Genomic DNA, 12412 nt, shown 5'->3' on the forward strand with positions numbered 1-12412 from the left:
AGAACGGCACAAGGCGACGAATGCCCCAGCACACCTCCGGGCCCGACCGGGCGGCGATCCCCCCAGCCGCCCGCGACGGTGGCAGCGTGCGACCGCCCGCCCCCTCGACGCTCGACGAACTGTGGCGGTCGTACAAGGCGACGGGGGACGGGCGGCTGCGGGAACAGCTGATCCTGCACTACTCGCCCCTGGTGAAGTACGTGGCGGGCCGGGTGAGCGTGGGGCTGCCGCCCAACGTCGAGCAGGCGGACTTCGTCTCCTCCGGGGTGTTCGGACTGATCGACGCGATCGAGAAGTTCGACGTCGACCGGGAGATCAAGTTCGAGACGTACGCGATCACCCGGATCCGGGGCGCCATGATCGACGAGCTGCGGGCGCTCGACTGGATCCCGCGTTCGGTGCGGCAGAAGGCGCGGAACGTGGAGCGGGCCTACGCGACCCTGGAGGCGCGGCTGCGGCGCACTCCGTCGGAGGGCGAGGTGGCCGGCGAGATGGGGATCGCGGTGGAGGATCTGCACGCCGTCTTCAGCCAGTTGTCCCTGGCCAACGTGGTGGCGCTGGAGGAGCTGCTGCACGGCGGGGGCGAGGGCGGGGACCGGCTCAGCCTCCTGGACACCCTGGAGGACACGGCCGCCGACAATCCGGTCGAGGTCGCCGAGGACCGGGAGCTGCGGCGGTTTCTGGCACGGGCGATCAACACTCTGCCCGAGCGGGAGAAGACCGTCGTCACCCTGTACTACTACGAGGGTCTGACCCTCGCCGAGATCGGCAATGTGCTGGGCGTCACCGAGAGCCGGGTCAGCCAGATCCACACCAAGTCCGTACTGCAACTGCGGGCGAAACTGGCGGGATTCGGCCGCTGACCTCGCCGGACGCCACGCGGCCGGCCGCCGCCGCGAAGGGCCCGGCGACCGGCCCGGCGACGGCCCGGTGCCCCCGGCGCCGGGCGGGCGGCTCCCGCACGGGGCGGCGCCTCCGTAAAGTGGTGGCGTGCCAAGGATTCGAGCGGCCTCCGTGGCCGAGCACCGGTCGATGCAGCGTGCCGCCCTGCTGGACGCGGCACGCTCCCTGCTGTCCGACGGCGGGACGGAGGCGCTGACCTTCCCCGCCCTCGCCGAGCGGACGGGCCTGGCCCGTTCCTCCGTCTACGAGTACTTCCGGTCGCGGGCGGCGGTCGTCGAGGAGCTGTGCGCCGTCGACTTCCCGGTCTGGGCCGCGGAGGTCGAGGCGGCGATGGAGCGCGAGGCCACGCCCGAGGGCAAGATCGAGGCGTATGTGCGCACCCAGCTCGACCTGGTCGGCGACCGGCGGCACCGGGCCGTGGTGGCCATCTCCGCGAGCGAACTGGACGCCGGGGCACGGGAGAAGATCCGGGCGGCGCACGGCGGGCTGGTCGCGATGATCGTCGAAGCGCTGGGCGAGCTGGGGCACGGACAGCCGCGGCTGGCGGCGATGCTGCTGCAGGGGGTCGTGGACGCGGCCGTGCGGCGCCTCGAGCTCGGGGCGGAGGAACCGGCGGTGATCACGGAGGCGGCGGTCTCCATGGCGCTGCGAGGCGTACGGGGCTGACCGCCCGGACGGCGGGAGCCACCCCGGCGCCGGACGGGCGCGGCCGGCCGCGGGCCCAGGGCCTCTCGTTCGGCTCAGGCCGGGCTCGTGGGCCCCGGCACCACGCCTCGCCGCGTTGTCGTCGGTTGCCCTGGCTCCGCCATGACGCCCTCCTCCGCCTTGCGATGCACGGCACCGGACCCCGCTCCCTGATCCGGCCTGAGCCGAACGAAAGACCCTAGGCCCGTGGCCGGCCGGGAAGGGGGACTCCCAGCACCGGCAGCAGCCTCGACGGGCCGGTGTCGAGCAGCCAGGGCGGGAGCAGGGAGAGCGGGTCGAGGTAGACGTCGCCGCGCAGCAGGCCCCAGTGCAGGCAGCCCGTGCAGTGCGAGCCGCTCGCCCCGACCGTGCCGAGCACCTCGCCCGCCGCGATCTCCTCGCCCTTCTCCACCGACGCGGTCACCGGCTCGTACGTCGTCCGCAAGGGTGGTTCGCCCGTCCCCGACAGTTCCAGCGAGACCACGCCCCGGCCCGCCACCCGCCCCGCGAAGGACACCCTTCCCGCCGCCACCGCCCGCACCGGGGTCCCGGCCGGTGCGGCGAGATCCACACCGCGGTGCCCCGGACCGTACGGGGACGCCGGGGGCTCCCAGCCCCGCAGGACGGCGGGCCGGGAGCCGACCGGCCAGACCCGGGCCAGAGCCGGCACCGCCGGCGCCGGCTCCCGCAGAGGATCCGCCACCGGGACCATCGCCGCCCCCGCCGAGCCCGCCGAGCCCGCCGAGCCCGTCGAGCCCGAGTCCGCCGGCCCCGGAAGCCCGGGGTGCGACGGCCCGGCGAGCACGACGGCCGACAGCACCGCCACCCACGTACACACACCCACGCATCGTCTCGCTCGCATACGGGAACCGTCCCGCACCGGCACCGGCCGCCGCCCGGCCCTGTGGACCACGCCCCGCTTGTGGAAAGCCGCGTCACCCGGCGCCCCTCGGGTCCCGTACACTTCTGGTGGCGACCCGGGTGACCGGGTCGACTTCGCACGCCCCGACACGAAGCCCCCCAGGCTCGTGGCAGCGCCCCTCGGTCCTCAGCGGCACGGCGCATCGCGGGCGTCAGGCGTGGAGGCCGTCCGGCTTCCGCGGCACAACCGAGAACTCAAGGAGATACGGCCATGGCCGTCGTCACGATGCGGGAGCTGCTGGAGAGCGGCGTCCACTTCGGTCACCAGACCCGTCGCTGGAACCCGAAGATGAAGCGCTTCATCTTCACCGAGCGCAACGGCATCTACATCATCGACCTGCTCCAGTCGCTGTCGTACATCGACCGCGCCTACGAGTTCGTCAAGGAGACCGTCGCCCACGGCGGCACGGTCATGTTCGTCGGCACGAAGAAGCAGGCGCAGGAGGCCATCGCGGAGCAGGCCACCCGCGTCGGCATGCCCTACGTCAACCAGCGCTGGCTGGGCGGCATGCTCACCAACTTCTCGACCGTCTACAAGCGCCTGCAGCGCCTGAAGGAGCTCGAGCAGATCGACTTCGAGGACGTGGCCGCCTCCGGCCTCACCAAGAAGGAGCTGCTGGTCCTCTCCCGCGAGAAGGCCAAGCTGGAGAAGACCCTCGGCGGTATCCGCGAGATGTCCAAGGTGCCCAGCGCCGTCTGGATCGTGGACACCAAGAAGGAGCACATCGCGGTCGGCGAGGCCCGGAAGCTCAACATCCCGGTCGTCGCCATCCTCGACACCAACTGCGACCCCGACGAGGTCGACTACAAGATCCCGGGCAACGACGACGCGATCCGCTCCGTCACCCTGCTCACCCGCGTGATCGCCGACGCCGTGGCCGAGGGCCTCATCGCCCGCTCCGGTGTCGCCACCGAGGGCAAGGGCGACAAGGCCGCCGGCGAGCCGCTGGCCGCGTGGGAGCGCGACCTGCTCGAGGGCGAGAAGAAGGCCGACGAGGCCGAGAAGCCCGCCGAGGCCGCTGCCGAGGCTCCGGCCGAGGCCCCCGCCGAGACGCCCGCGGAGGCTCCGGCCGAGGCTGCCGCCGAGGCCCCCGCCGCGGACGCCGAGCAGGCCTGACCCCTCACCCCCTTCGGGTTCTGGACGGCGGGGATCACACAGTCCCCGCCGTCGGCCCGTAGATCTTCAGACTTCGAGAGAGATTCCGGAATCATGGCGAACTACACCGCCGCCGACGTCAAGAAGCTCCGCGAGCTCACCGGCGCCGGCATGATGGACTGCAAGAAGGCGCTGGACGAGGCCGAGGGCAACGTCGAGAAGGCCGTCGAGGCGCTCCGCATCAAGGGCCAGAAGGGCGTCGCCAAGCGCGAGGGCCGCTCTGCCGAGAACGGTGCCGTCGTCTCGATCATCGCCGACGACAACACCTCGGGCGTCCTCGTCGAGCTGAAGTGCGAGACGGACTTCGTCGCCAAGGGCGAGAAGTTCCAGAACGTCGCCAAGGCCATCGCCGAGCACGTCGCCAAGGCCGCCCCGGCCGACATCGAGGCGCTGCTCGCCTCCGAGATCGAGCCCGGCAAGACCGTCCAGGCGTTCGTGGACGAGGCCAACGCCAACCTCGGCGAGAAGATCGTCCTGGACCGCTTCGCGCAGTTCTCCGGCGGCTTCGTGACCGCGTACATGCACCGCACGATGCCCGACCTGCCCCCGCAGATCGGTGTCCTCGTCGAGCTGGACAAGCCGAACGCCGAGATCGCCAAGGGCGTCGCCCAGCACATCGCCGCCTTCGCGCCGAAGTACCTCTCCAAGGAGGACGTGCCGGCCGAGGTCGTCGAGTCCGAGCGCCGCGTCGCCGAGGAGACCACCCGCGCCGAGGGCAAGCCCGAGGCCGCCCTGCCGAAGATCGTCGAGGGCCGCCTCAACGGCTTCTTCAAGGACGCCACGCTGCTGGGCCAGCCCTACGCGCTCGACAACAAGAAGTCCGTCCAGAAGGTCCTGGACGAGGCCGGTGTCACCCTGAAGCGCTTCACGCGCATCAAGGTCGGCATCTGAGTCCGTACCGCGACGGACGCGCGACCCCGGTAGGGTCGGCAGCAGTCGTCCGCGCCGTTGCCGTCCGCCGCCGCGCACACGCGTGCGGCGGCGGACGACAGCAGAACTGACGAGGAGGCCATTGCCGCGTACGGGATGCGAACACGCCCCCACCGGCAATGGCCTTCTTCGTGTGTGTGACCCACGTAGAAGAGGCGAGATCTCCATGACCACCAAGGCCGAGAAGAGCGACGACGGCAAAGTACGCGGCCGCTTCATGCTGAAGCTGTCCGGAGAGGCCTTCTCCGGCGGCGGGGGCCTGGGCGTCGACCCCGACGTGGTGCACGCCATCGCCCGCGAGATCGCGGCCGTCGTCCGCGACGGCGCGCAGATCGCCGTCGTCATCGGCGGCGGCAACTTCTTCCGCGGCGCCGAACTGCAGGTGCGCGGCATGGACCGCGCCCGCTCCGACTACATGGGCATGCTCGGCACCGTCATGAACTGCCTGGCCCTCCAGGACTTCCTGGAGAAGGAGGGCGTCGACTGCCGCGTGCAGACCGCCATCACCATGGGCCAGGTCGCCGAGCCGTACATCCCGCTGCGCGCCGTGCGCCACCTGGAGAAGGGCCGCGTGGTCATCTTCGGCGCCGGTATGGGCATGCCGTACTTCTCCACCGACACCACCGCCGCCCAGCGCGCCCTGGAGATCGACGCCGAAGCCCTGCTCATGGGCAAGAACGGCGTGGACGGGGTCTACGACTCCGACCCGAAGACCAACCCGGACGCCGTGAAGTTCGACGCGCTCGGCTACGGCGACGTCATCACCCGCGACCTGAAGGTCGCCGACGCGACGGCCGTCACGCTCTGCCGTGACAACAGCCTCCCCATCGTCGTCTTCGAGCTGCTGAAGGAGGGCAATATCGCCCGCGCCGTCAAGGGTGAGAAGATCGGCACGCTCGTGGGCGACCACGGCAGCCGGGACTGACCGGAGAACCACCCCCTGTCCGCGGACGCCACCTGTCCGGGGGACGGACGGGACGGGACCGGGCCGGGGGATGGACAATGTCCCGCCGGTCGGGAACCGTGCAGGAAGAAGACGCGACGCAGCCGGCCGCGGCTCCGACCAGGAGCAGAAAGCGGCCGGGCCTACTCAAGACACGCAGGAGCAAGTGGTGATCGAAGAGACCCTCCTCGAGGCCGAGGAGAAGATGGAGAAGGCCGTCGTGGTCGCCAAGGAGGACTTCGCCGCGATCCGCACCGGCCGTGCGCACCCGGCGATGTTCAACAAGATCGTGGCCGACTACTACGGCGCGCTGACGCCGATCAACCAGCTGGCCTCGTTCTCCGTGCCCGAGCCGCGCATGGCCGTGGTGACCCCCTTCGACAAGAGCGCCCTGCGCAACATCGAACAGGCGATCCGCGACTCCGACCTGGGCGTCAACCCCAGCAACGACGGCAACATCATCCGGGTCGTGTTCCCCGAGCTGACCGAGGAGCGCCGCCGCGACTACATCAAGGTCGCCAAGAGCAAGGGCGAGGACGCCAAGGTGTCCATCCGCTCCGTGCGCCGCAAGGCCAAGGACACCATCGACAAGATGGTCAAGGACGGCGAGGTCGGCGAGGACGAGGGCCGCCGTGCGGAGAAGGAGCTCGACGACACCACCGCCAAGTACGTCGCCCAGGTGGACGAGCTCCTGAAGCACAAGGAAGCCGAACTGCTCGAGGTCTGATGAACGACTCTTCCTGGGGAGCGCCGCCACAAGCCGGGTACTGGGGGCCGTCCGGCCAGGGGCCCGTCCAGGGGGCCGCCCCGGCGGGTTCCGCGTACGATGCGCACCACGCGCAGCAGACTCGCCCCATGCCCATCGTGCCCGACCTGCCCGAACACGGCGGAGACCAGGATGACGACCGGGGGGCCGCCCAGCCGGGCGGCCCCCTGTTCCGAGACGAGCCGTTCCGCGACGACCCGTATCGCGGCGAGAACCCGTCGGCGCAGCCGTATGCGGCGGCGGCGCCGCAGAATCCGGAGCCCATGCCCGACGCCTCCCGGCCGGCACAGCAGCCGCCGCCGTCGCAGCCGCAGAAGAAGAGCGCGGGGCGTGACCTGGGGGCCGCCATAGGGGTGGGCGTCGGACTCGGCGCGGTGATCGTCGCGTCGCTGTTCGTCGTCAAGTCCGTCTTCGTCGGCGTCGTCGCGGTGGCCGTCGTGGTGGGCCTGTGGGAACTGACCACGCGGCTGCGGGAGCGCAAGGAGATCAAGGCGCCCCTCGTGCCGCTCGCGGCCGGCGGCGCGGCGATGGTCGTCGCCGGGTACGTGCGCGGTGCCGAGGGCGCGTGGGTCGCCATGGCGCTCACGGTGCTGGCCGTCCTCGTCTGGCGGATGACCGAACCGCCGGAGAACTACCTCAGGGACGTCACGGCGGGTGTCTTCGCGGCGTTCTACGTGCCGTTCCTGGCCACCTTCGTCACGATGATGCTGGCGGCCGACGACGGCCCCTGGCGCGTCCTGACCTTCCTGCTGCTGACGGTCGTCAGCGACACCGGCGCGTACGCGGTCGGGTGGCGCTTCGGCAGGACCAAGCTCGCCCCGCGCATCAGCCCCGGCAAGACCCGCGAGGGCCTGCTCGGAGCGGTGGCCTTCGCGATGGCGGCGGGCGCGCTGTGCATGCAGTTCGCCATCGACGGCGGCACATGGTGGCAGGGGCTGCTCCTCGGCCTCGTGGTCGCCGTCAGCGCCACCCTGGGCGACCTCGGCGAGTCCATGATCAAGCGGGACCTCGGCATCAAGGACATGGGCACGCTGCTGCCGGGCCACGGCGGCATCATGGACCGGCTGGACTCGCTCCTGCCGACGGCACCGGTGGTGTGGCTGCTGCTGGTGGTCTTCGTCGGGGCGGGCTGACCCGCTGCTCCGTCCGGCCTGTTCGAGAGGGACCCGTTGCGCCACAGGGCGCCGGGTCCCTCTTCGTACGTCCGGACGGTGGCGCCCCGGCGTGTCACGCGCTCCGTGTGCCGTACCAGCGCCACTCGGTGAGGCGTGGGCGATCGGGCAGGGCGGTGCGGCCCGTCGCCCACAGCAGGGTCTCCCATGCGTCGGGACCCATGGGGACATGAGGAAAGAGCCTCTTCAGGACCCGTTCGCACAGCTCCCTCGGCGGCGACCACTCCAGGTTCAGTCCCTGGCCGATGTCATGGGTGTGCACGAGGGTCTCGACGACGGCCATGGCGGCGAACCCCTCGGGGTCCGAGGGCCCGAAGACGTGGTGGGCGACGGTGTCCGAGGGGGCGGTGTGCAGGACGGACGCGAGCAGGCCACCGCACGCCTCCAGGACGGTCAGGATCCCTTCGAGGCCCGAGTCCCGCTCGACGAAGAAGACGTTGGCCGGCCCGCCGTCCCGGTCGCTGCTCGTCCTGAAGGGCAGCAGCGAGGACATCGGCGGCTTCGCGAGCCCGAACCTCGCGGCGTAGGTGAACAGGTCGTCGGCCAGGTGCTCGAGCGTCTCCCAGCACGTCCACTCGAGCGTTCCCGCCCTGGCGTCCAGGTCCCCGGGGTCCGCATGCCGCAGGGTCTCGACGGCCAGGCGGACGACCCGGCGCACATCCTCACCGTCGACCGCGGTGTCCGTTTCACACATGCCGAAGATCGTAACAATGCGTGTACATGCCGAACGGCCGGTCCGTCCCGGCATGCTTCCGCGCTGCCGCCGGAGGCCACCGACCGTCGCCGGCGGCGGCCATGACGGGCGACGGACGCAGGTCACCCGAGTGGATCTGCGACACTGGTCGAGTCATGCCTAAGCCCGGAGAACTCACATTCGTCGCCCCGCGCGGAGCCAAGAAGCCGCCGCGGCACCTCGCCGACCTCACGCCCGCCGAGCGCAAGGAGGCCGTCGCCGCGATCGGCGAGAAGCCGTTCCGCGCGAAGCAGCTCTCGCAGCACTACTTCGCGCGGTACGCCCACGACCCCGAGCAGTGGACGGACATCCCGGCCTCCTCGCGCGAGGGTCTCCGGGACGCGCTGCTGCCCGACCTGATGTCGGTCGTGCGGCATCTGTCGACCGACCAGGGCACCACCCGCAAGACGCTGTGGAAGCTGTTCGACGGGACGCTCGTCGAGTCCGTGCTCATGCGCTACCCGGACCGGGTGACCATGTGCATCAGCTCCCAGGCGGGCTGCGGCATGAACTGCCCCTTCTGCGCCACCGGGCAGGCCGGCCTGGACCGGAACCTGTCGACCGCCGAGATCGTGCACCAGATCGTCGACGGCATGCGGGCGCTCCGGGACGGCGAGGTCCCCGGCGGCCCCGCGCGGCTGAGCAACATCGTGTTCATGGGCATGGGCGAGCCCCTCGCCAACTACAACCGGGTCGTCGGAGCCATCCGCCGCCTCACCGACCCCGAGCCCGACGGGCTGGGGCTGTCCCAGCGCGGCATCACCGTCTCGACGGTCGGTCTGGTCCCCGCGATCCACCGGTTCGCCGACGAGGGCTTCAAGTGCCGCCTCGCCATCTCGCTGCACGCCCCCGACGACGAGCTGCGCGACACCCTCGTCCCCGTGAACACGCGGTGGAAGGTGCGCGAGGTGCTGGACGCGGGCTTCGAGTACGCCGCGAAGTCGGGGCGCCGGCTGTCCATCGAGTACGCGTTGATCCGCGACATCAACGACCAGGCGTGGCGCGGCGACCGGCTCGGACGGCTGCTCAAGGGCAAGCCGGTGCACGTCAACCTGATCCCGCTCAACCCGACGCCGGGCTCCAAGTGGACCGCCTCGCGGCCCGAGGACGAGAAGGCGTTCGTGGAGGCCATCGCGGCGCACGGTGTACCGGTGACCATCCGGGACACCCGTGGACAGGAGATCGACGGGGCGTGTGGTCAGCTCGCCGCGAGCGAGCGGTAACCTGACCGGCGTACAACTTCACATCCGACATCTTCATATTCCGACAGGGGAGCGCCACAGCGCTGAGAGTGCGGCACCGGCCGCAGACCCTCCGAACCTGGCCCAGGTCATTCTGGGTAGGGAGATCGGTCATCACTCGAGCTGTTGCGCCCTGCCCGGGATCCTCGTCAGAGGTCCCGGGCAGGGCCGCGTCTTCTCCTGGTCACCCAGGAGGAATCAGTGAGCATCACCAAGAAGGCCAGTGTCCTCGCCGTCGGGCTCGGGCTCGTCGGCGGGCTGACCGCCTGCGGGTCGTCGTCCGGCGGCGACGGCGACGGGTCCGGTTCGAAGACCGTGACCCTCGTCAGCCACGACTCGTGGGCCGCGTCCGAGAAGGTCATCGCGGACTTCGAGAAGAGCTCCGGCTACAAGGTCAGGGTCCTGGAGGACGGCGACGCCGGGCAGGCCGTCAACAAGGCCCTCCTGACCAAGGACAACCCGCAGGGCGACGTCTTCTTCGGCGTCGACAACACCCTGCTGTCCCGGGCCCTCGACAACGGGCTGTTCCAGCCGTACGAGCCCAAGGGCTCGGACACGCTCCTGCCCGAGTACCGGGCCGACCAGGGCAAGCACCGGGTCACGCCCGTCGACACCGGGGACATCTGCGTCAACTACGACAAGGCGTACTTCAGCGAGCACAAGCTGACCCCGCCCGACTCCTTCGACGACCTGACCAAGCCGGAGTACAAGAACCTCCTGGTCACCGAGGACGCCGGCAGTTCCTCGCCCGGGCTCGGTTTCCTGCTCGGCACCGCCGCCGAGTACGGGGACGAGGGCTGGCAGGACTACTGGAAGAAGCTGAAGGCCAACGGCGTCAAGGTCGTCGACAGCTGGGAGCAGGCGTACAACGAGGAGTTCTCCGGCTCGGCCGGCGGCAGGAAGGCGAAGGGCGACCGCCCGCTCGTCGTCTCCTACGCCTCCTCGCCGCCCGCCGAGGTCATCTACGCCGACCCGAAGCCGGACACCGCGCCCACGGGCGTCGCCGCCGGCACCTGCTTCCGCCAGGTCGAGTACGCGGGCCTGCTGAGCAACGCGAAGAACCCCGAGGGCGGCAAGGCGCTGCTGGACTTCCTGATCAGCAAGGAGTTCCAGGAGGACATGCCGCTGAACATGTTCGTGTACCCGGTGCGAAAGGAAGCCCAGGTCCCGCCGGAGTTCGCGAAGTACGGGCCGCAGGCCGAGGACCCGCGGACCATGGCCCCGGAGAAGATCGCCGACAACCGTGACCGGTGGGTCAAGTCGTGGACCTCGCTCCTCCTGAAGTGACCCAGGTGACCAAGTCCGCCGGGTCCGCCCGCGCCGCCGGCACCCGGCGGCGCGGGAACGCGGCGCGGCTCGCCCTGATGGCCGGCCCCGTCGCGTTCTTCGCGGTCTTCTTCGCCTACCCGGTCGCCGCGATCGTCGCGCGCGGACTGAAGGCCGACGGGACCTGGCAGCTCGGACGGGTCTGGGACGTCCTGGCCCAGCCCGACGTCCGGCACGTGCTGTGGTTCACCACCTGGCAGGCCCTCGCCTCCACCGCGCTCACCCTGCTGGTCGCCCTGCCCGGCGCCTACGTCTTCGCCCGCCTCGACTTCCCCGGCAAGCAACTGCTGCGGGCCGTGGTGACCGTGCCGTTCGTGCTGCCGACGGTCGTGGTGGGCACGGCGTTCCTGGCGCTCGTCGGACGCGGCGGGCTGCTCGACGAGCTGTGGGGCGTACGCCTGGACACCACGGTGTGGGCCATCCTGCTCGCGCACGTCTTCTTCAACTACGCCGTCGTCGTGCGCACCGTCGGCGGGCTGTGGGCACAGCTCGACCCGCGCCAGGAGGAGGCGGCGCGGATGCTCGGCGCCTCCCCCCTGCGGGCCTGGCGGCGGGTCACCCTGCCGGCGCTCGCGCCCGCCGTGGCCGCCGCCGCGCTGATGGTGTTCCTGTTCACCTTCACCTCCTTCGGCGTCGTCCAGATCCTCGGCGGGCCCGCCTTCTCCACCCTGGAGGTGGAGATCTACCGGCAGACCTCGCAGATCTTCGACCTGTCCACGGCCGCCGTGCTGACGCTGATCCAGTTCGCCGCGGTCTGCGCCGTCCTCGCCGTGCACGCCTGGACGGTACGGCGGCGCGAGAGCGCCCTGCGGCTGGTGGACGCCTCCCGCACCGCGCGCCGGCCGCGCGGGGCCGGACAGTGGACGCTGCTGGCGGGCGTCCTCGTCACCGTCGCCGTCCTCGTCGTGCTGCCGCTCGCCGTGCTGGTGCAGCGGTCGTTCGGCGGCGGCCTCGGCTACTACCGGGCGCTGACCCGGGAGGACGGCGGCACCTTCCTCGTCCCGCCGGTGCACGCGGTCGGCAACTCCCTGCAGTACGCCCTCGTCGCCACCGTCATCGCCGTGGCCGTCGGCGGTCTGGCGGCGGCCGCGCTGGCCCGGCGCGACGCGGGCCGCCTGGTGCGCGGCTTCGACGCGCTGCTGATGCTGCCGCTCGGCGTGTCCGCCGTGACGGTCGGCTTCGGGTTCCTGATCGCGCTGGACGAGCCCCCGCTGGACCTCAGGTCCTCCTGGATCCTGGTGCCGCTCGCCCAGGCGCTGGTCGGCGTCCCCTTCGTCGTACGGACCATGCTGCCGGTGCTGCGGGCGGTGGACGTACGGCTGCGGGAGGCGGCGGCGGTGCTCGGGGCGTCGCCGTGGCGGGTGTGGCGGGAGGTCGATCTGCCGATGGTGCGGCGGGCGCTGCTGGTCGCCGCCGGGTTCGCCTTCGCGGTGTCGCTCGGGGAGTTCGGGGCGACCGTGTTCATCGCCCGGCCCGACAACCCGACGCTGCCGGTCGCCGTGGCGCGGCTGCTGGGGCGGCCCGGTGACATGAACTACGGGCAGGCGATGGCCCTGTCGACGATTCTGATGGTGGTGTGCGCCGTGGCCCTGGTGGTGCTGGAGCGGCTGCGGACCGACCGGAGCGGGGAGTTCTGA

12 protein-coding genes and 1 riboswitch are annotated in these 12412 nt (G+C 71.3%); of the genes, 10 read left to right on the plus strand and 2 right to left on the minus strand.

What is annotated here, in order from left to right:
• Window positions 1–20: 20 nt before the first annotated feature.
• Window positions 21–863: an RNA polymerase sigma factor WhiG gene (gene whiG / locus ACFYOJ_RS23150; RefSeq protein WP_356553713.1), complete on the plus strand. Its 843-nt coding sequence runs from the start codon at window positions 21–23 to the stop codon at window positions 861–863.
• A gap of 151 nt (window positions 864–1014) precedes the next feature.
• Window positions 1015–1569, plus strand: a complete 555-nt coding sequence (locus tag ACFYOJ_RS23155; RefSeq protein WP_356553809.1) for a helix-turn-helix domain-containing protein — start codon at window positions 1015–1017, stop codon at window positions 1567–1569.
• Window positions 1570–1786: 217 nt separating this feature from the next.
• On the opposite strand, the gene ACFYOJ_RS23160 is transcribed toward ACFYOJ_RS23155, so the two are convergent.
• Complete coding sequence (locus tag ACFYOJ_RS23160; protein ID WP_356553807.1) at window positions 1787–2299, minus strand: M23 family metallopeptidase; 513 nt, start codon at window positions 2297–2299, stop codon at window positions 1787–1789.
• A gap of 420 nt (window positions 2300–2719) precedes the next feature.
• Between ACFYOJ_RS23160 and rpsB the strand changes: the two genes are divergently transcribed.
• The 5 genes from rpsB (at window position 2720) to ACFYOJ_RS23185 (ending at window position 7436) form a co-directional block, all read left to right on the plus strand.
• Window positions 2720–3625, plus strand: coding sequence for a 30S ribosomal protein S2 (gene rpsB / locus ACFYOJ_RS23165; RefSeq protein ID WP_356553711.1), 906 nt, complete (start codon window positions 2720–2722; stop codon window positions 3623–3625).
• A 93-nt stretch (window positions 3626–3718) separates the two neighbouring features.
• Window positions 3719–4555 carry a translation elongation factor Ts gene (gene tsf, locus ACFYOJ_RS23170; protein WP_356553709.1) on the plus strand — a complete coding sequence of 279 codons (837 nt, stop codon included), beginning with the start codon at window positions 3719–3721 and terminating at the stop codon, window positions 4553–4555.
• Window positions 4556–4760: 205 nt separating this feature from the next.
• On the plus strand, window positions 4761–5519 hold the full coding sequence (gene pyrH, locus ACFYOJ_RS23175; protein ID WP_356553707.1) for a UMP kinase: 759 nt from the start codon (window positions 4761–4763) through the stop codon (window positions 5517–5519).
• A gap of 187 nt (window positions 5520–5706) precedes the next feature.
• Window positions 5707–6264, plus strand: coding sequence for a ribosome recycling factor (gene frr, locus ACFYOJ_RS23180; protein WP_356553705.1), 558 nt, complete (start codon window positions 5707–5709; stop codon window positions 6262–6264).
• Window positions 6264–7436 carry a phosphatidate cytidylyltransferase gene (locus tag ACFYOJ_RS23185; RefSeq protein WP_356553703.1) on the plus strand — a complete coding sequence of 391 codons (1173 nt, stop codon included), beginning with the start codon at window positions 6264–6266 and terminating at the stop codon, window positions 7434–7436. The genes frr and ACFYOJ_RS23185 overlap by 1 nt, the downstream gene beginning before the upstream one ends.
• Window positions 7437–7530: 94 nt before the next feature.
• On the opposite strand, the gene ACFYOJ_RS23190 is transcribed toward ACFYOJ_RS23185, so the two are convergent.
• Window positions 7531–8169, minus strand: coding sequence for a DinB family protein (locus tag ACFYOJ_RS23190; protein WP_356553702.1), 639 nt, complete (start codon window positions 8167–8169; stop codon window positions 7531–7533).
• 155 nt (window positions 8170–8324) lie between these two features.
• Between ACFYOJ_RS23190 and rlmN the strand changes: the two genes are divergently transcribed.
• From rlmN to ACFYOJ_RS23205, 3 genes are all read left to right on the plus strand, one after another.
• A complete protein-coding gene (gene rlmN, locus ACFYOJ_RS23195; RefSeq protein WP_356553701.1) occupies window positions 8325–9431 on the plus strand; it encodes a 23S rRNA (adenine(2503)-C(2))-methyltransferase RlmN in 1107 nt (368 codons plus the stop codon).
• A gap of 35 nt (window positions 9432–9466) precedes the next feature.
• Window positions 9467–9572, plus strand: a riboswitch (TPP riboswitch).
• A 78-nt stretch (window positions 9573–9650) separates the two neighbouring features.
• Entirely contained in the window at window positions 9651–10736 is a 1086-nt protein-coding gene (locus ACFYOJ_RS23200) for a thiamine ABC transporter substrate-binding protein (protein ID WP_356553700.1), read from the plus strand.
• A gap of 77 nt (window positions 10737–10813) precedes the next feature.
• A complete protein-coding gene (locus ACFYOJ_RS23205; protein WP_356553805.1) occupies window positions 10814–12412 on the plus strand; it encodes an iron ABC transporter permease in 1599 nt (532 codons plus the stop codon).

This window comes from Streptomyces sp. NPDC006384 (genome assembly GCF_042870695.1).
Lineage (GTDB): Bacteria > Actinomycetota > Actinomycetes > Streptomycetales > Streptomycetaceae > Streptomyces.

What these genes read in the sequence shown, in the direction of transcription:
- ACFYOJ_RS23205 (WP_356553805.1), top strand. Translation starts at nt 10,814, where the DNA reads ATGGCCGGCCCCGTCGCGTTCTTCGCGGTCTTCTTCGCCTACCCGGTC.
- rlmN (WP_356553701.1), top strand. Translation starts at nt 8,325, where the DNA reads ATGCCTAAGCCCGGAGAACTCACATTCGTCGCCCCGCGCGGAGCCAAG.
- whiG (WP_356553713.1), top strand. Translation starts at nt 21, where the DNA reads ATGCCCCAGCACACCTCCGGGCCCGACCGGGCGGCGATCCCCCCAGCC.
- tsf (WP_356553709.1), top strand. Translation starts at nt 3,719, where the DNA reads ATGGCGAACTACACCGCCGCCGACGTCAAGAAGCTCCGCGAGCTCACC.
- ACFYOJ_RS23185 (WP_356553703.1), top strand. Translation starts at nt 6,264, where the DNA reads ATGAACGACTCTTCCTGGGGAGCGCCGCCACAAGCCGGGTACTGGGGG.
- rpsB (WP_356553711.1), top strand. Translation starts at nt 2,720, where the DNA reads ATGGCCGTCGTCACGATGCGGGAGCTGCTGGAGAGCGGCGTCCACTTC.
- ACFYOJ_RS23160 (WP_356553807.1), bottom strand. Translation starts at nt 2,299, where the DNA reads ATGGTCCCGGTGGCGGATCCTCTGCGGGAGCCGGCGCCGGCGGTGCCG.
- ACFYOJ_RS23190 (WP_356553702.1), bottom strand. Translation starts at nt 8,169, where the DNA reads ATGTGTGAAACGGACACCGCGGTCGACGGTGAGGATGTGCGCCGGGTC.
- pyrH (WP_356553707.1), top strand. Translation starts at nt 4,761, where the DNA reads ATGACCACCAAGGCCGAGAAGAGCGACGACGGCAAAGTACGCGGCCGC.